This is a genomic window from Sphingopyxis sp. 22461 (assembly GCF_052044915.1).
GTDB lineage: Bacteria > Pseudomonadota > Alphaproteobacteria > Sphingomonadales > Sphingomonadaceae > Sphingopyxis.
In genome coordinates this window covers 387264-402972 of record NZ_JBQENY010000003.1, presented here as the reverse complement: position 1 = coordinate 402972, position 15709 = coordinate 387264, and the positions used below count along the sequence as shown (strand labels likewise).

At 65.0% G+C, this 15709-nt stretch carries 20 protein-coding genes; 11 read left to right on the top strand and 9 right to left on the bottom strand.

Going from position 1 to position 15709, the window contains the following annotated elements:
- Positions 1-80 precede the first annotated feature (80 nt).
- From mnmG to ACTJI5_RS06900, 3 genes are all read right to left on the bottom strand, one after another.
- Positions 81-1949, bottom strand: coding sequence for a tRNA uridine-5-carboxymethylaminomethyl(34) synthesis enzyme MnmG (gene mnmG, locus ACTJI5_RS06910; RefSeq protein ID WP_440859787.1), 1869 nt, complete (start codon positions 1947-1949; stop codon positions 81-83).
- Positions 1950-2025: 76 nt separating this feature from the next.
- The gene (gene mnmE, locus ACTJI5_RS06905) at positions 2026-3345 is read right to left on the bottom strand and encodes a tRNA uridine-5-carboxymethylaminomethyl(34) synthesis GTPase MnmE (protein WP_440859836.1); all 1320 of its coding nucleotides are present in this window, start codon (positions 3343-3345) and stop codon (positions 2026-2028) included.
- Between the two features lie 8 nt (positions 3346-3353).
- On the bottom strand, positions 3354-3650 hold the full coding sequence (locus tag ACTJI5_RS06900; RefSeq protein WP_440859786.1) for a DUF6489 family protein: 297 nt from the start codon (positions 3648-3650) through the stop codon (positions 3354-3356).
- Positions 3651-3757: 107 nt separating this feature from the next.
- Between ACTJI5_RS06900 and ACTJI5_RS06895 the strand changes: the two genes are divergently transcribed.
- Complete coding sequence (locus ACTJI5_RS06895) at positions 3758-4456, top strand: dienelactone hydrolase family protein (RefSeq protein ID WP_058539280.1); 699 nt, start codon at positions 3758-3760, stop codon at positions 4454-4456.
- Positions 4453-4857, top strand: coding sequence for a nuclear transport factor 2 family protein (locus tag ACTJI5_RS06890; RefSeq protein ID WP_440859785.1), 405 nt, complete (start codon positions 4453-4455; stop codon positions 4855-4857). Before ACTJI5_RS06895 ends, ACTJI5_RS06890 begins: the two co-directional genes overlap by 4 nt.
- Here ACTJI5_RS06890 and ACTJI5_RS06885 read toward each other — a convergent pair.
- The 6 genes from ACTJI5_RS06885 to hemE form a co-directional block, all read right to left on the bottom strand.
- The gene (locus tag ACTJI5_RS06885) at positions 4854-5255 is read right to left on the bottom strand and encodes a DUF1489 family protein (RefSeq protein WP_440859784.1); all 402 of its coding nucleotides are present in this window, start codon (positions 5253-5255) and stop codon (positions 4854-4856) included. The two genes, ACTJI5_RS06890 and ACTJI5_RS06885, sit on opposite strands and share 4 nt — an antisense overlap.
- Positions 5256-5294: 39 nt before the next feature.
- Positions 5295-5957 carry a TerC family protein gene (locus ACTJI5_RS06880; RefSeq protein ID WP_156419827.1) on the bottom strand — a complete coding sequence of 221 codons (663 nt, stop codon included), beginning with the start codon at positions 5955-5957 and terminating at the stop codon, positions 5295-5297.
- A 59-nt stretch (positions 5958-6016) separates the two neighbouring features.
- Complete coding sequence (locus ACTJI5_RS06875) at positions 6017-6310, bottom strand: antibiotic biosynthesis monooxygenase family protein (protein ID WP_440859783.1); 294 nt, start codon at positions 6308-6310, stop codon at positions 6017-6019.
- Positions 6311-6319: 9 nt separating this feature from the next.
- Positions 6320-7576, bottom strand: a complete 1257-nt coding sequence (gene rho / locus ACTJI5_RS06870; RefSeq protein ID WP_058539276.1) for a transcription termination factor Rho — start codon at positions 7574-7576, stop codon at positions 6320-6322.
- A gap of 195 nt (positions 7577-7771) precedes the next feature.
- Positions 7772-8188 (bottom strand): CopD family protein, encoded by a 417-nt coding sequence (locus ACTJI5_RS06865; protein ID WP_405053411.1) that lies wholly within the window; start codon positions 8186-8188, stop codon positions 7772-7774.
- Positions 8189-8221: 33 nt separating this feature from the next.
- The gene (hemE, locus tag ACTJI5_RS06860) at positions 8222-9250 is read right to left on the bottom strand and encodes a uroporphyrinogen decarboxylase (RefSeq protein ID WP_082639746.1); all 1029 of its coding nucleotides are present in this window, start codon (positions 9248-9250) and stop codon (positions 8222-8224) included.
- A 349-nt stretch (positions 9251-9599) separates the two neighbouring features.
- Between hemE and ACTJI5_RS06855 the strand changes: the two genes are divergently transcribed.
- The 9 genes from ACTJI5_RS06855 (at position 9600) to ACTJI5_RS06815 (ending at position 15630) form a co-directional block, all read left to right on the top strand.
- Positions 9600-10412 (top strand): pyruvate, water dikinase regulatory protein, encoded by an 813-nt coding sequence (locus ACTJI5_RS06855; protein WP_440859782.1) that lies wholly within the window; start codon positions 9600-9602, stop codon positions 10410-10412.
- Positions 10409-11005 (top strand): Maf family protein, encoded by a 597-nt coding sequence (locus ACTJI5_RS06850; RefSeq protein ID WP_440859781.1) that lies wholly within the window; start codon positions 10409-10411, stop codon positions 11003-11005. Before ACTJI5_RS06855 ends, ACTJI5_RS06850 begins: the two co-directional genes overlap by 4 nt.
- The gene (gene aroE / locus ACTJI5_RS06845; RefSeq protein ID WP_440859780.1) at positions 11002-11826 is read left to right on the top strand and encodes a shikimate dehydrogenase; all 825 of its coding nucleotides are present in this window, start codon (positions 11002-11004) and stop codon (positions 11824-11826) included. The genes ACTJI5_RS06850 and aroE overlap by 4 nt, the downstream gene beginning before the upstream one ends.
- Positions 11823-12446, top strand: coding sequence for a dephospho-CoA kinase (gene coaE, locus ACTJI5_RS06840; protein ID WP_439512719.1), 624 nt, complete (start codon positions 11823-11825; stop codon positions 12444-12446). The genes aroE and coaE overlap by 4 nt, the downstream gene beginning before the upstream one ends.
- Before the next feature lie 19 nt (positions 12447-12465).
- Positions 12466-13167 (top strand): DNA polymerase III subunit epsilon, encoded by a 702-nt coding sequence (gene dnaQ, locus ACTJI5_RS06835; protein ID WP_440859779.1) that lies wholly within the window; start codon positions 12466-12468, stop codon positions 13165-13167.
- Positions 13168-13212: 45 nt separating this feature from the next.
- Complete coding sequence (gene hpf / locus ACTJI5_RS06830; protein ID WP_440859778.1) at positions 13213-13785, top strand: ribosome hibernation-promoting factor, HPF/YfiA family; 573 nt, start codon at positions 13213-13215, stop codon at positions 13783-13785.
- Positions 13786-13933: 148 nt separating this feature from the next.
- A complete protein-coding gene (locus tag ACTJI5_RS06825) occupies positions 13934-14398 on the top strand; it encodes a PTS sugar transporter subunit IIA (RefSeq protein WP_037514302.1) in 465 nt (154 codons plus the stop codon).
- A gap of 21 nt (positions 14399-14419) precedes the next feature.
- On the top strand, positions 14420-14758 hold the full coding sequence (locus ACTJI5_RS06820) for a DUF1491 family protein (protein ID WP_310249976.1): 339 nt from the start codon (positions 14420-14422) through the stop codon (positions 14756-14758).
- A 194-nt stretch (positions 14759-14952) separates the two neighbouring features.
- Positions 14953-15630: a cell wall hydrolase gene (locus tag ACTJI5_RS06815; RefSeq protein ID WP_440859777.1), complete on the top strand. Its 678-nt coding sequence runs from the start codon at positions 14953-14955 to the stop codon at positions 15628-15630.
- Positions 15631-15709 lie beyond the last annotated feature (79 nt).

Genomic DNA, 15709 nt, shown 5'->3' with positions numbered 1-15709 from the left:
ACCCGAGCTTGGGTCGGACTAAAAGCGGGATTCCCGCCTTCGCGGGAATGACGGGAAGAGAATCATATTCTGAATTTCCATTACGCCGCGCGCCGCCGGCTGTGCACCATGATCGCGGTCAGCGCCGCGGGTGTTACCCCATCGATCCGCGCCGCCTGCCCCAGCGTCTCGGGGCGCGCCTTCGTCAGCCGCTCGACCATCTCGCGCGACAGCCCGCCGATCGCGGCATAGTCGAGCACGGGATCGAGCATGATCGCCTCATTCGCCGCGAGCGCGCGCAGCTCGGCATCCTGCCGCGCGATATAGGGTGCATAATGCGCGTCCTCGGCGATCTCGGACAGAATCGTCGGATCGATTGAAGCGAGTTTGGGTGCGAGTATGACAAGCCGCGCCATCGTGATGTCGGGATAGCGCAGCAGGTCGATCCGCCGGCGGGCGATACCGTCGCCCGGAAGCGCCAGCCCGACCGCGGCATAATCGGCGGTCGCGACCGGCCGATCGAGCAAGGCTTCTGCGCGTGCCCGCTCGGCCTGCCGCGCTTCGAACAGCGCGGCGGTCGCGGGCCGCACCAACCCCAATGCGATCCCCTTCGGCGTCAACCGCGTTACGGCATTGTCGGCGCGGAGGCGCAGCCGATATTCGGCGCGCGCGGTGAGCATGCGATAGGGTTCGGTGACGCCCTGCAGCACCAGATCGTCGACCATCACACCGATATAGGATTCGGATCGGTCGAGGATCAACGGATCGCGGTCTTGCACAGCGAGCGCGGCATTCGCGCCGGCGACCAGCCCCTGCGCCGCCGCCTCCTCATATCCGGTCGTTCCGTTGATCTGCCCCGCGCACCAAAGCCCCGGCAGCGCGCGCACCTGCAATGTCCGGTCGAGCGCACGCGGATCGATATGATCATATTCGACCGCATAGCCCGGCACGACCATCTCGACCGTCTCGAGCCCCTCCATCGTGCGCAGCATCGCGAGTTGCACGTCGGCGGGAAGCGAGGTCGAAATCCCGTTCGGATAGACAAGAAAGCTGTCGAGCCCCTCGGGCTCCAGAAACACCTGATGCCCGTCGCGGTCGGCAAAGCGGTGGATCTTGTCCTCGATCGACGGACAATAACGCGGTCCCGCCGCGCCTATCGCTCCGGTGAACAGCGGCGAGCGATCGAGATTCGCCGCGATGATCGCATGGGCTTGGGCATTGGTGCGCGTGATCGCGCAAAAGATCTGCGGCACCGTCCGTTCGCTGTTCCACGTGGAACAGGTCCAGCGCGCGCCTTCCGCGCCATCCGACGGCTGCTCCTCGAGCCGCGCCCAGTCGATCGTCCGCCCGTCGAGCCGCGGCGGTGTCCCCGTCTTGAGCCGCGCCATCGGCAGGTCGGCCGCGCGCAATTGCTCGGCGAGTCGGTGCGCGCCGGCCTCGCCGATGCGGCCGCCCTCCATCCGCTCTTCGCCGCGGAAGAGCCGGCCGCCGAGGAATGTCCCCGTTGCAAGCACGACCGCGCGCGCACTCAAAACCGAACCGTCGGCCAGATCGAGTCCTGCGACGCACCCATCCTCCGACAGCCGCAGCGCCGCAGCCTCGCCCACCACGACGGTGATGCCGTCCTCTGCCGCGAGCAAGTTCTGGATCGCCGCGCGATAGAGTTTGCGATCGGCCTGGACGCGCGGTCCCTGCACCGCCGCGCCCTTCGACGCGTTGAGCATGCGGTAATGAATCGCCGCGCTGTCGGCGGCGCGCGCCATCCAGCCGTCGAGCGCATCGACCTCGCGCATCAGATGACCTTTGCCGAGCCCGCCGATCGCCGGGTTGCACGACATCGTCCCGATCAGCGCGGGGTCGAAACTGACGAGCGCGACGCGCGCACCGAGCCGCGCCGCGGCCGCTGCGGCTTCGGTTCCGGCGTGCCCACCGCCGACGACGATGACATCAAAAATTGCTTCATTCTGCATGATTGGTGCGGCCTTTACCGCAAAGCGCGCGTCGAATCCACCGCGCTGCTTGCCGCTCGATGTTTCACGTGGAACATCATTTCCCGATGCAGAAACGCCCAAACAGCGCATCAAGCATTTCCTCGACTCCGGCGCGCCCCGTGATCCGGTCGAGCGCGGTCGCGGCGAGCCTAAGTCGCTCGGCGAGCAAGATTAAATCACTCGCCTCGCGCGATCCTCGCTCGATCATCAGCCAGTCGCGCGCTTCGGCGAGCGCGGCGCGCTGGCGCTGGCGCAGCGCGGCTTCGCCCTCGCGCGGCAACAAGGTGCGTGCCATGTCGACGATATAGCGATGGAGCTTGTCCATCCCCTCGCCCGTCGCCGCTGACAGAATCAGGTCGCAATGCGCCGCCCCGGCCTCCGCCGCCGCATCGCCCGACCAGCGATCGGCCTGCGCGGCGATCGCGATGCAGCGCGGATGCTCCGGTGCTTCCTTCGGCGGACCGAGCCATAACAGGATGTCGGCGCCCTCGACCGCCGCCCGCGCGCGGTCGATTCCGATCGCCTCAATCTCATCGGCGCCCTCGCCGCGAATCCCCGCGGTATCCGAAAAGCGCATCGCGATCCCGTCGAGCGCGAGCGGCGTTTCGATCACATCGCGCGTGGTCCCCGCTACCGGTGACACGATCGCCAGCTCGCGCTGCGCCAAGGCATTGATCAAGGTCGATTTTCCGGCGTTCGGCGGCCCCGCGATCACCACCGACAGCCCTTCGGCGATCACCTCCGCCGCCGGCCGCGCCAGCCATTCGCCGAGCTCGCCCGAAAGGGCCCCCATCCCCGCAATCAAACGCCGCGCGACAGCGTCGCCCACTTCGACATCATCCTCGTCGGCAAAATTCAGCTCGGCTTCGGCCCCCGCCATCAGGTTGAGGAGCCGGTCCTGCCAATCTGCGACCGCGCGCGAGACATGCCCGCTCGCCATGCCGAGCGCCTGCACGCGCTGGCTTTCGGTTTCGGCGGCGAGCAGGTCGGCCAGCCCCTCGGCCTCAGCCAAGTCGATTCGTCCATTGTCGAACGCACGCCGCGTAAATTCCCCCGCGACCGCAGGGCGTACCCCCGGCATCGCGCCAAGCGCCGCCTCGACCGCCGCGACCACCGCGCGACCGCCGTGCAGATGCAATTCGGCGAGATCTTCTCCGGTCGCCGTGGCCGGGCCCGGGAACCAGAGGATCAACGCGTTATCGAGCGGCGCGCCATCGGTGCCTTTGAGCGCAGCGAGTGAGGCATGACGTGGCTCGGGCAGCCTCCCTGCGAGCGCCCGCAGCGCTGTCCCGGCAGCCGGTCCACTGACGCGCACAACGCCGATCGCCGCCGGCGGCATCCCGCTCGACAGCGCAAAAATCGTATCGCTTACAATGGTTTGGCTCAGCTCTTGCGCCCCTTGGCGGCCTTGTCGTCATCGTCCTTGCCGGCCGATTTCGACGCGCCACCCATCAATCCGCCGCCGAACTGGCCGAGCAGCGACTGGACGAGCTCGAGCCCGCTGCCGCCCATTGGCACCCAGGTCTTGACCATCGACTGGACCATGTCGGGGGTGATCCCCTTCGCCATCAATTCCTTGACGCGGTCGAGGTAGATATCGTGGAGCGGCTCGAGGTCGGGAAGGCCGAACAGGCGCCGCGCCTCTTCGGGGGTGCAATCGATCTCGATATTGAACTTCATCGCCTGTCTCCGCCCCGAAATGCCGGTTAGCCGCTTGAGCCACGCCCGCAGCCCCGCTAGCTTCGCGCTTTCACCGCAAAGAAGCAAGAGTCAGGAGAGCTCCCCACATGGCCGCAACGAACACCGACATCCCGACGCTCGACGGCGCCGGCACGATCCCCGCCTATGTCGCGCGCCCCGACGCCGACAGCACGCGCGCGATCATCGTCATCCCCGAAATTTTCGGCGTCAACGAAGGCATCCGGCAGAAGTGCGACGACTGGGCGGCCGAAGGCTATCTCGCGATCGCACCCGATATCTTCTGGCGCTTCGCCCCCGGGGTCGAGCTCAGCCCCGATATCGAGGCCGAATTCCAGCAGGCGCTCGGCTATTTCGGCCAATATGACGCCGACGACGGGGTCAAGGATATCGAGGCCGCGATCCACTGGCTGCGCAGCCAGGGCGCCGGCAGGATCGGCGCGGTCGGCTTCTGCCTCGGCGGCCGCCTCGCCTATATGGCGGCGACGCGCACCGATATCGACGCTTCGGTCGGCTATTATGGCGTCATGATAGACCAGATGCTGAACGAAAGCCACGCGATCGCCAACCCGCTGATGCTTCATATCCCGACCGAGGATCATTTCGTCGACCATGCGGCGCAGAAAAAGATCCACGACGCGCTCGATCCGCACCCGAAGGTCACGCTCCACGACTATCCGGGGCTCGACCATGGTTTCGCCGCGACAATGGGCAATCGCCGCAACGAAGAGGGCGCACAGCTCGCCGATGGCCGCACCCGCGCCTTCTTCGCCGAGCAGCTCGCATGAGCGCGCCGCATCCCGGCCTCGCCGCCTGGCACGCCTATATGGCGGGCGGCGGCGATCCGCAGGCGCTCCGTGACCTGCTCGCCGACGATGCGGTGTTCCATTCGCCCGTTGTCCACACGCCGCAGGAAGGCCGCGACAAGGTCTTCGCCTATCTCCACGCGGCGAGCCACGTTCTCGGCGGCGACGATTTCCGCTATCTGCGCGAGATCGTCGACGGCGACCAGGCGGTGCTCGAATTCCAGAGCAGCCTCGACGGCATCCAGATCAACGGCGTCGACATCATCACCTGGAACGACGAGGGAAAAATAAGCGATTTCAAGGTGATGATTCGCCCGCTCAAGGCGATCAACAAGGTCTGGGAAAAGATGGGCGAAATGCTGGCAGCGCAAGCCGCGAATTAAATCAGCATCAGTTCGGCGAGCTCGCGATAGAGTTCGGGCGGTAGCGCGCCGACCCCGCTCTGATCGCCGACGCCCTTCGGCGCATCGGCGTCGGCCAGATAGCGCCAGCCCTGATGCGCACGCTTCGGCTGCGGATGCACGCGCTCGAGATCGGCGACACACACGATGTCGACGCGGCCGTCGCTGCGATCTTCGAAGCGCAGGATTTCCACGCGCCCAACGAGCGTATGCTTCACGATGAAATGCAGCTTGCCACCGATCAGCTCGTCGGCGCGCTTGGGCCGGAACCGCGTCGCAAAGCGAATCTCGCCGCCCTCGGCATAGTTGGCGATCCGCGCCTCCAGCGCCGGATAGTCGGTGCAGCCGACGGCAACGCGGGTCATGTGGAGTGCGGACATGACCGAAAGCCAGCCCCGCGAAGGGCTGGCTTTTCCTTTTTAGCCAAACAAGGTGCCGACCCCGACACCCGGGTCGACCCAGCCTTCGTAGATCATCTTGACTGCGACATAGACGATCACGGCAAGGCCGACGTAGGCGATCCAGCGGTAGCGCTCGATATATTTGGCGATGATGTTCGCCGCGAGGCCCATCAGGGCGACGGCAAAGATCAGCCCGACGATGAGGATGCCCGGATGCTCGCGCGCCGCACCTGCGACCGCAAGCACATTGTCGAGGCTCATGCTGACGTCGGCGACGGCCACCGCCCAGGCGGCGCCGGCAAAGCTCTTGGCGGGCTTCAGGCCCGAATGCTCGTCGCCCGCAATCTCGGGCGAACCGTGCGACTGGCCGGCGTGACGCAGCTCGCGCCACATTTTCCACGCGACCCACACGAGCAGCAGCCCGCCGACGAAAATCAGCCCGACGATCTGCATCAGCTGGGTGACGACGAGCGCGAAGGCGATGCGCAGCACCAATGCCGCGATCACGCCGATCAGGATGACCTTCTTGCGTTGCTCAGCGGGAAGACCCGCGGCGAGCGCGCCGACGACAATCGCATTGTCGCCCGCGAGGACGAGGTCGATCATCAGCACCTGCAGGAAGGCGGCAAAGGCCGCGGGCTCGGTGATGTTCGAAAAATCGTTGACGATCGCGCCCCACATCTCGGCGGGTCCGCCAAATCCGGCGGCGTGCGCGCCGGCCTGGGTCAAAAATTCCAAAATCACAGCGGCTCTCCGAAATAGCTGACCTCTGGCATAGGGTCATAAAAATGATGCAGCAATGCCCGCCACTGCTGGTAGCGGTCCGATTGCCGGAAGCCATCCCGATGATCCTCGACCGACCTCCACTTCACTAAAAGCAGATAAGCCTGTCCGGTTGCTGTCGGGCGGCAAATTTCGAGCGAAATAAAGCCCGGCGATGCGGTGATCAGCGGACGCGCTTCGGCGACGGCCGCCTCGAAATCGGCTTCGCTGCCCGCCCGGACGTGCAACAAGGCGTGTTCGATCACGGCCATCGCGGCGGCTTACTGGTTCATGCTGTCGAAGAAATCCTCGTTGGTCTTCGAATCCTTGATCTTGTCGAGCAGGAATTCCATCGCGTCGATCGTGCCCATCTGCATGAGGATGCGGCGCAGCACCCACATCTTGCTGAGCTTGTCCTTCTCGACGAGCAATTCTTCCTTGCGCGTGCCCGACTTGCCGACGTCGAGCGACGGGAAGATGCGCTTGTCGGCGACCTTGCGGTCGAGCACGATTTCCGAGTTACCCGTGCCCTTGAATTCTTCGAAGATCACTTCGTCCATGCGGCTGCCGGTATCGATCAGCGCGGTCGCGATGATCGAGAGCGAACCGCCTTCCTCGATGTTACGCGCGGCGCCGAAGAAGCGCTTGGGGCGCTGGAGCGCGTTGGCGTCGACACCGCCGGTCAGCACCTTGCCCGAGCTCGGAACGACGGTGTTGTAGGCGCGGCCGAGGCGCGTGATCGAGTCGAGCAGGATGACGACATCCTTCTTGTGCTCGACGAGGCGCTTGGCCTTTTCGATCACCATTTCGGCAACCTGGACGTGGCGTGTCGCGGGTTCGTCGAAGGTCGACGAGACGACTTCGCCCTTCACGCTGCGCTGCATGTCGGTGACTTCCTCGGGACGCTCGTCGACGAGGAGGACGATCAGGTAAACCTCGGGATGGTTGTCGGTGATCGCCTTGGCGATATTCTGCAGCAGCACCGTCTTGCCGGTACGCGGCGGCGCGACGATCAGCGCGCGCTGGCCCTTGCCCTGCGGGCTGACGAGGTCGATCACGCGCGCCGACTTGTCCTTGACGGTCGGATCGACGGTGTCGAGCGACAGCTTCTGGTTCGGATAGAGCGGCGTCAAGTTATCGAAATTGACGCGGTGGCGCACGACATCGGGGTCGTCGAAATTGACGCTGATCAGCTTGGTGAGCGCGAAATAACGCTCGCCGTCGCGCGGGGCGCGGATTTCGCCTTCGACGGTGTCGCCGGTGCGCAGGCCATATTTGCGGACCTGGTTCGGCGAGACATAGATGTCGTCGGGACCGGCGAGATAATTGGCTTCGGACGAACGCAGGAAACCGAACGAGTCCGGGAGGACCTCGATCGTGCCCGACCCGATGATTTCCTCGCCCTCTTCGGCGAGTTCTTTCAGGATCGAGAACATCAGGTCCTGCTTGCGCAGCGTCGATGCGCCCTCGACCCCCAGCTCTTCAGCCATTTCGACGAGCTGGGCGGGGGCTTTGGTTTTAAGTTCTTTAAGATGCATGGATGGATTCCAGGTAGATTTTCAGGAGAGAATAACAGTCGATTTCGATGCACCCTGGGGTGCCTATCCGGCCGTGGGACGACCGTTCAAGATAGCTTCGGCGCAAGGAAGCGCCGCCCGCGCGGAGCGGGGTTGATCGGCCCCTATAACCGGGCCGGGGTCAAGTCAATCGGGCAGCGCCCGAAGGATAGGGATTCAGGGACGCACCACGACGAGGATAACGATGATCGCCGCGGCGACCCCGGGAACTTCGTTGAGCATCCGCAGCCGCTTTTCGGAGAGCGGACGCTCGCCGCGCGCGAGTTTCTTCGCATAGCCGATCATCCAGCCATGATAGCCCGACAGCGCGATCACGAGCAGGAATTTGGCGATAAACCATCCCTCGTGCCAATAATCGCCGTTGAAGGCGAGCATCAGCCCGAAGATCCAGACGATGATCAGCGCGGGATTCAAGATGATCCGCCGCAGCCGGTCTTCGCGCTCGATCCATTTCTTGTCCTCGTCGGATCCGACCGGACATTGATGGTGATAGACGAAAAAGCGCGGCATCATGAACAAGCCGGCCATCAGGAAAATCACGAAAATGATATGCGCGGCTTTGATCCAAAGCATCGTCGCCCCCAAAAAACCAGCCAGTTCCATAGATTATCCGCCGCGAACGCGCCTGATCAGATGCTCGACATGCGCGATCGGCGTGTCGGGCACGATGCCATGGCCGAGGTTGAAGATATGGGGACGCGACGGGAAGGCCGCAAGGATTCGATCGATCGCGGTATCGAGCGCTTCGCCGCCGGCGACAAGCGCGAGCGGATCGAGATTGCCCTGCACGGGAAGATGCGCCGGCAGGATGGCGTCGGCCCACAGCGGATCGACCGTTTCGTCGAGCCCGATCGCGTCGACCCCGGTCTCGTCGGCATAGGCGCGGAGCTTGCCGCCCGCACCCTTTGGAAAGCCGATGATCGGCGTGTCCGGATGCAGCGCCCTCAATCGGCGCACGATCTCGGCGTTAGGCGCGATCACCCATTGCTCATATTGCGCCGGCGACAGGCTTCCCGCCCAGCTGTCGAACAACTGCACTGCGTCGACGCCATTTTCGATCTGACCCGACAGATAGGTGACCGTCAGCTCGACGATCGCGTCGATAATCGCCTGGAACGCCGCTGGATCGCCGAACGCGAGCCGCCGGGCGGTAGCCTGATCCTTCGACCCCTGCCCCGCCACCATATAGGTTGCGACCGTCCACGGGCTCCCTGCAAAGCCGAGGAAGGTCGTTTCAGACGGGAGCGAGGCCGCGACGCGCGTCACCGTCGCATAAACCGGATCGAGCCGCTGGTGCGCCGCTTCGAGTGACGCCAGGGCGCTATCGACGAGCGGCGGGGCGAGCCGCGGTCCCTCACCCGCCTCGAACCACAAATGCTGGCCGAGCGCGTGCGGGATCACGAGAATGTCCGAAAAGAGGATCGACCCGTCGAAACCGAAGCGCCGGATCGGCTGCAACGTCACTTCGGCGGCTGCCTCGGGATCGTAGCAAAGCTCGAGGAAGCCGCCCTTGGTTTCGCGCAAGGCACGATATTCGGGCAGATAGCGCCCGGCCTGGCGCATCAGCCAGAGCGGCGGGCGCTCCTGACGCGCCCCGCGCAGCGTTGCCAGAAGCTTCTTCGGTGACGCCTTCACGCGAGCCCTCTTTCTCTTCTCAATATAATCTTAAATGAAATTGTGGTGGTTTGTTGGTCGGCGGACAAGCGCGGCTTTAGGCCGGGGCGTCCTTTTTGCCAACAGCTTGACTCCACAGCCGCCGCCGCCCGCCGCAGAGTCGACCTCGCTTATCCCGCTATTCACAGCCTGTGGATAAGATTCGTCCCTTGTGGATAAGCGATGGAGCGGAATCGACACGGTCGGGGATGAATCGATCGTCCCGATTTGCTCCCCGCGCTTCTCCAAAAATTATCCACAGGGCTCTATTCGTCATCCCGGACTTGATCCGGGATTGCCTTTTTCGGCAGTTTCCCGCCATGGTGCCGCGATGGGCCGGCTCCACTTACATCTCATATCCGACTCCACGGGCGAGACACTCGAAAATATCGCCAAGGCGGCGATCGCGCAGTTCGACGATGTCGAGGTCGTGCGCCATTTCTGGCCGATGGTGCGATCGGAATCGCATCTCGACCGGATCATGGCCGAAGTGCAGGCAAGCCCCGGCATGATCCTCTTCACGCTGGTGAATGGCGAGCTGCGCGTCAGCCTCGAACGCCGCGCGACAGCGCTCAACCTGCCGACGGTTGCGGCGCTCGACGCCGTGACCGACGCGCTGTCGCGGATGCTCGGGCAGGAAGCGAAGGCGCGTCCCGGCCGCCAGCATGCGCTCGATGCCGCCTATTTCGCGCGCGTCGAGGCCATTCAATTTACCGTCGCGCATGACGACGGCATTGGCTGGGAAAATTGGGAGCAGGCCGACATCGTGCTTGCCGGCGTGTCGCGCACCTCGAAAACCCCGACGAGCATCTATCTCGCGAACCGCGGCTTCAAGACCGCGAATATCCCGATCGTCCCCGAATCGCCGCCGCCGAGCGCGCTGTACACGCTGAAGCGTCCGATGATCGTGGGGCTGACGACCGGGCTCGACCGGCTCGTGCAGGTCCGCCGCAACCGCCTCCTGTCTTTGAACCAGGCGCCCGAGACGAGCTATGTTGACGACGAGCGGGTGAAGGCCGAGCTCGCCTATGCGCGGCGGATGTTCGCCGACAATGGCTGGCCGGTGATCGACGTCACGCGCCGCTCGATCGAGGAAACCGCCGCCGCGGTGATCAAGCTCGTCGAAGACCGCAGCGCCGCATGACCCTGCTCCTCGCCTCGCAAAGCAGCGGCCGCGCCGCGATGCTCCGCGCCGCCGGGCTCGATTTCGAGACGAGCGCGGCGCATGTCGACGAAGAGGCGCTCACCGCCTCGCTGCTCGCCGCCGGGCAGACCCCGCGCAACATCGCCGACGCGCTTGCCGAGGCGAAGGCGATCAAAATCTCGTCGCGGCTTCCCGGCGTGACGGTGCTCGGTGCCGACTCCACCCTCGCGCTCGACGACGGATCGATGCTTTCGAAGCCCGAAAGCCCCGAAGAGGCGGCCGATCATCTCCGCCGCATGGCGGGCACGCGCCACCGCTTGTTCAGCGCCGCGGTCGCCGCGCGCGACGGCGCCCCCGTGTGGCGCGCGATCGGCGAGGCGAAGCTGTGGATGCGCCCCTTGTCGGGCGCCTTCATCGCCGACTATGTCGCGCGCGAATGGGACAGCATCCGCTGGACCGTCGGCTGTTACGAAATCGAAGGAGCGGGCGTGCAATTGTTCGAAAAGGTCGAGGGCGATCCCTGGACGATCATCGGCATGCCGATGCTTCCGTTGCTGGCGTGGCTGCGCACCACCGGGCTGGCACCGCAATGAGCACGCCCTATGCCCCCCCTTATGCTGAGGTGATCGGCGATCCGATCGCCCAGTCGAAGTCGCCGCTGATCCACGGCTTCTGGCTCGAAGCGCTTGGCCTCGAAGGCGACTACCGCCGCGCGCATGTGAAGCCCGAAGGTCTCGCCGCTTACATCGCCGAACGCCGCACCGATCCCGACTGGCGCGGTTGCAATGTCACCATGCCGCACAAGGCGGCGGTGATGGATCTCGTCGACGATCCCGGCGATATCCGCGGCACGATCGGCGCGATGAACACGATCGTCCGCCAAAAGGACGGGTCGCTGATCGGCACCAACACCGATGCGGCGGGCTTTTATTCGCCGCTCGCCGAACTCGACCTCGAGGGCGCGCCGGTCGCGGTCGTCGGTGCTGGTGGCGCGGCACGCGCGGTGCTCTTTGCGCTCGCCCGCGCCCAAGTCGGCCCCGTCACGATCCTCAACCGCAGCCCATTGAAGGCGATGGGCCTGCTCGCGACCTTCGGCCTCAAGGGCGATGTCGTCGCGCTCGACGCGCAGCTGCCGCCGGTGTCGCTGCTCGTCAATTCGAGCAGCCTCGGCATGAAGGGCCAGCCGCCGCTCGATCTCGACCTGTCGCCGCTCCCCGAAGATGCGATCGTCTATGATCTCGTCTATTCGCCGCTCCAGACGGGCCTCCTCAAGGCCGCCGAAGCGCGCGGGCTCGATACCGTCGACGGGCTCGACATGCTGATCGGCCAGGCCGCGCTCGCCTTCGAGCTTTTCTTCGGCGCCTCGCCCCCCGAAGGCCGCGACGAGGAGCTGCGCGCGCTGCTGACCGCATGACGCATAACAAGCGCCTCGGCTCGCGGCTCCGCCGTCCCTTCATCCTCGGCCTCACCGGGTCGATCGGGATGGGCAAATCGACCGCGGCGATGATGTTCGAACGCGAAGGCGTGCCCGTGTTCGACGCCGACGCCGAGGTCCACCGGCTGCAAGGCCCCGGCGGCGCATTGGTCGCCGCGATCGAGGCGCGTTTTCCCGGCACCACCGGCCCGAACGGCGTCGACCGCCAGAAACTCGGCGCGCTGGTGCTCGGCAACACCCACGAACTCGCCGCGCTCGAAGCGATCGTCCACCCCGCCGTCGGCAAAGCGCAGAAAAATTTCCTTGCGCGCCACCGCGCGCGCGACGTCGTGGTGCTCGACATCCCGCTCCTTTTCGAAAAGGGCGGCTGGCGAAAGGTCGGGGCGATCGCCGTCGTCTCGGCGCCGGCATGGATGCAGCGGAGGCGCGTAATGCGCCGCCCGGGCATGACCGCGGCGAAGCTCAAGGCGATCCGCCGGCTGCAGGTTCCCGACCGCGTCAAGCGCGCGCGCGCCGATTTCATCATCGAAACGGGTCGCCCGAAAAGCGAGACGCACCGCCAGATAAGATTCATCGCCTCTTGTTTCCACGCCCGATAGGGTCCAGATTAAAGCCTCGATGCGCGAGATTATTTTCGATACCGAAACCACGGGTTTCGATCCCAGGAGCGGGGACAGGCTGGTCGAAATCGGGTGTGTCGAGCTGGTCGACCGCCGCGAAACCGGCGTCACCTTTCACGCCTATTTCAATCCCGAACGCGACATGCCCGCCGCTGCCGAAGCGGTCCACGGCCTGTCGATCCAGTTCCTGTCGGACAAGCCGCTCTTCGCGACTCGCGTCGACGAGCTGATCGAATTTCTGGGCGACGCGCCGCTCGTCGCGCACAACGCCGCCTTCGACTTCGGTTTCGTCAACGCCGAACTCGCACGCGCCGGCCGCCCCGCGCTCGACATGACGCGCATGTGCTGCACCGTTCAGATGGCGCGCAAGCTCCACCCCGGCGCGAAACACAGCCTCGACGCGCTCTGCACGCGCTACGGCATCGACCGCAGCCACCGCGTCAAGCATGGCGCGCTGCTCGACGCCGAACTGCTCGCGCATCTCTATATCGAAATGACCGGCGGCCGGCAGATCGGCCTCGGACTCGCCGCGTCGAGCGCGAGTATCACCGTCGCGACTGCCCCCGCGCCCGCGGCATCGCGCGGTACCGACCGTCCCTTTCGCGAACCCCGTCCCCATATGGCGTCGGCCGCCGAACTCGCGCGCCACGCCGAATTTGTCGCAGGGCTGAACCAGCCGCTGTGGCTCGATACGGTGTGATGACCTTTCCCTAAATCATCGCACCGGCCAAGAAGGAGAAGAAAAATGGAAATCCGCGTCTCTGGCCACCAGATCGAAACCGGCGAAGCGCTTCAGGCGCATGTGTCGGACCGGATGAACGCGATTGCCGACAAATATTTCTCGCGCGCAATCGGGGCGCACGCGACCTTCGGGAAGGGGCCGCACGACAGTTTCCAGTGCGACATCGTCGCGCATGTGATGCAGGGGCTGGTGCTGAAGGGGCACGGCCAGGCGCAGGATGCGCATGTGGCATTCGAAGGCGCCGCCGAACGCATCGAAAAACAGCTTCGGCGCTATATGCGGCGATTGAAGGATCATAACAACGGCGTGGCCGCACCTTCGCCGACGGTCGACGAGATCGAGGACAACGCGGGCTACACCGTCTTCGACGGCGGTAGCGATGAGGATGCGGGCGACGCGCCCGCGATCATCGCCGAAACGCGCGTCGATATTCCGAGCAGCAGCGTGTCCGACGCGGTGATGATGCTCGACCTCAGGAACACCAACGCGCTGCTCTTCGTTAACAGCAGGACCGGCACGCATAATATGGTCTATCGCCGCGACGACGGGACGATTGGCTGGGTCGAACCACGATAGGACTGGATTTTCTCCGCCATCCGGCTTAAGGGCCGCGCCCAACGATGCCCGAAGCCGGGTTGGCGGGGGGCCTGCCACGACAGATCCGCGATCGCTTGCCAGCATGGTTTCTGGCGGTGGCCGGCGTTTAACAAGATTTGACCAGACAATGAATCTTTCTTCCCTTCTCTATCCGGCGACCGTGCGCGCGCATGTGCAGCTCGATTCGAAAAAGGCGCTCTTCCCCTTTGTGGGTGATCTCGCGGCACGTTCGCTCGGCCTCGATGCGGGCGAAGTCAGCGAGGCGCTGCTCGAACGCGAACGCCTCGGCTCGACCGGGTTCGGGCGCGGGATCGCACTTCCGCATGCCAAGATGGCCGATCTCGGCGGCGTGCGCGGCCTGTTCCTGCAGCTGGCGCGGCCGATCGACTTTACCGCGGTCGATGGCCTGCCGGTCGACCTGCTCTTCATCCTGCTGTCGCCGCTCGATGCCGGCGCCGATCATCTGAAGGCGCTCGCCGGCGTGTCGCGGATGCTCCGCAACGATGCGATCGCCGAACGGCTGCGCGGCGCGAAGAGTGACGAAGCGCTTTATGCGATGCTCGCCGACACCGAAGCGCGTGACGCGGCGTAGCGCCGCGCTGCGAGCCATCCCGTGACGCGGCTCAAAAGCCGTTTTCTCGTCGACCTGCTGCTTCGCCGCACCGAAGCGGCCGGCGGCTTTGCGACCGTGGTTATCAAAGGCGACGAAACCTCCGGAATCATTCTCGTCCAATGCAGCGATCGCGGTGAACCCGGACCGCTGCTCGAACGACGCTTTTCAGTAGGCGGCAACTATATCTGGGAGGCGGTCGGCCCGGCCGACGCAAAAGATAGTGAATCGCGCGCGATATATCAGGACCGGCGGCGAAAGGCCGATCCCGATATGTGGCTGATCGAACTGGATATCGCGGATGCGCCACAACTCGTCGCGGAGTGGGCCGCGTTAACTTGACTCTGTTGCGGCGCACAATAAGTGCCGCCCATTCGATAACGCGTAGGTCGTTCCGCGGGTTGCACTGCTTTGCAAGCACCCGGCAAACGGTTTGGACACGCAGTCGGACGATGACCGCAGGCGGCGATACAGGACCATAGTCCCCCGCCTGTTTTGAGAGGTTCGGTTCATCGGCCGCACTTTTGACGGACAATATGAGTCGCATTCTGAACGTAGCCGGCATGGCTGCCGTCGGCATGACTGCCGCCTCCATGCTGCTTTTGGCGGAACCGGGCTTTGCAAGCGATCTTGCGGCCGACGCCAATATCCCCGCGATCATCCTGCCGGGCGCCGACGCGCCGGTCGTGGCTGAGAAGGCGGACCTGTCGACCGATGCCGAACTTCCGGTCGAAGACAGCCAGAAAACCGAAGATGAATCGGCACCCGAGCCGAAGCCGGCGCCGGTCACCGCTGACTCGACCGCCGATTCGCTCGCCGAACTCGTCGCTGCGACACCGAAGCCCGCCGACATCGACCCCGAACTGCGCTGCCTTGCCGGCGCGGTCTATTTCGAATCGCGCGGCGAATCGCTTCCGGGCCAGCTCGCGGTCGCGCATGTCGTGATCAACCGCGCCCAGTCGGGACGTTTCCCCAAGAGCCTGTGCGGTGTCGTCCTTCAGAAGAGCCAGTTCAGCTTCGTGCGCGGCGGCCGGATGCCCGCGGTGCGCAACGCGGCGCAGTGGAGCAACGCCGTGGCGATCGCGCAGATCGCCCGCGACGGCAGCTGGAAGAACCACGCCCCGGGCGCGCTCTTCTTTCACGCGCGCTATGTCTCGCCGGGCTGGCGCAAGACGCGCATCGCGCAGATCGACAACCACATCTTCTATCGTTGACCGGGCGGGCGCCGCGAGAAGCCGCGCCCCTCTCTTCGTCACCCCGGGCTTGATCCGGGGTCCAGCTGCGCCATCGCCG

Bases quoted from the DNA above. Each gene is read 5' to 3' on its own strand.
- mnmG (WP_440859787.1), bottom strand. From the start codon at position 1,949: ATGCAGAATGAAGCAATTTTTGATGTCATCGTCGTCGGCGGTGGGCAC.
- ACTJI5_RS06900 (WP_440859786.1), bottom strand. From the start codon at position 3,650: ATGAAGTTCAATATCGAGATCGATTGCACCCCCGAAGAGGCGCGGCGC.
- ACTJI5_RS06895 (WP_058539280.1), top strand. From the start codon at position 3,758: ATGGCCGCAACGAACACCGACATCCCGACGCTCGACGGCGCCGGCACG.
- ACTJI5_RS06890 (WP_440859785.1), top strand. From the start codon at position 4,453: ATGAGCGCGCCGCATCCCGGCCTCGCCGCCTGGCACGCCTATATGGCG.
- ACTJI5_RS06885 (WP_440859784.1), bottom strand. From the start codon at position 5,255: ATGTCCGCACTCCACATGACCCGCGTTGCCGTCGGCTGCACCGACTAT.
- ACTJI5_RS06880 (WP_156419827.1), bottom strand. From the start codon at position 5,957: ATGTGGGGCGCGATCGTCAACGATTTTTCGAACATCACCGAGCCCGCG.
- ACTJI5_RS06875 (WP_440859783.1), bottom strand. From the start codon at position 6,310: ATGGCCGTGATCGAACACGCCTTGTTGCACGTCCGGGCGGGCAGCGAA.
- rho (WP_058539276.1), bottom strand. From the start codon at position 7,576: ATGCATCTTAAAGAACTTAAAACCAAAGCCCCCGCCCAGCTCGTCGAA.
- ACTJI5_RS06865 (WP_405053411.1), bottom strand. From the start codon at position 8,188: ATGCTTTGGATCAAAGCCGCGCATATCATTTTCGTGATTTTCCTGATG.
- ACTJI5_RS06855 (WP_440859782.1), top strand. From the start codon at position 9,600: ATGGGCCGGCTCCACTTACATCTCATATCCGACTCCACGGGCGAGACA.
- ACTJI5_RS06850 (WP_440859781.1), top strand. From the start codon at position 10,409: ATGACCCTGCTCCTCGCCTCGCAAAGCAGCGGCCGCGCCGCGATGCTC.
- aroE (WP_440859780.1), top strand. From the start codon at position 11,002: ATGAGCACGCCCTATGCCCCCCCTTATGCTGAGGTGATCGGCGATCCG.
- coaE (WP_439512719.1), top strand. From the start codon at position 11,823: ATGACGCATAACAAGCGCCTCGGCTCGCGGCTCCGCCGTCCCTTCATC.
- dnaQ (WP_440859779.1), top strand. From the start codon at position 12,466: ATGCGCGAGATTATTTTCGATACCGAAACCACGGGTTTCGATCCCAGG.
- hpf (WP_440859778.1), top strand. From the start codon at position 13,213: ATGGAAATCCGCGTCTCTGGCCACCAGATCGAAACCGGCGAAGCGCTT.
- ACTJI5_RS06825 (WP_037514302.1), top strand. From the start codon at position 13,934: ATGAATCTTTCTTCCCTTCTCTATCCGGCGACCGTGCGCGCGCATGTG.
- ACTJI5_RS06815 (WP_440859777.1), top strand. From the start codon at position 14,953: ATGAGTCGCATTCTGAACGTAGCCGGCATGGCTGCCGTCGGCATGACT.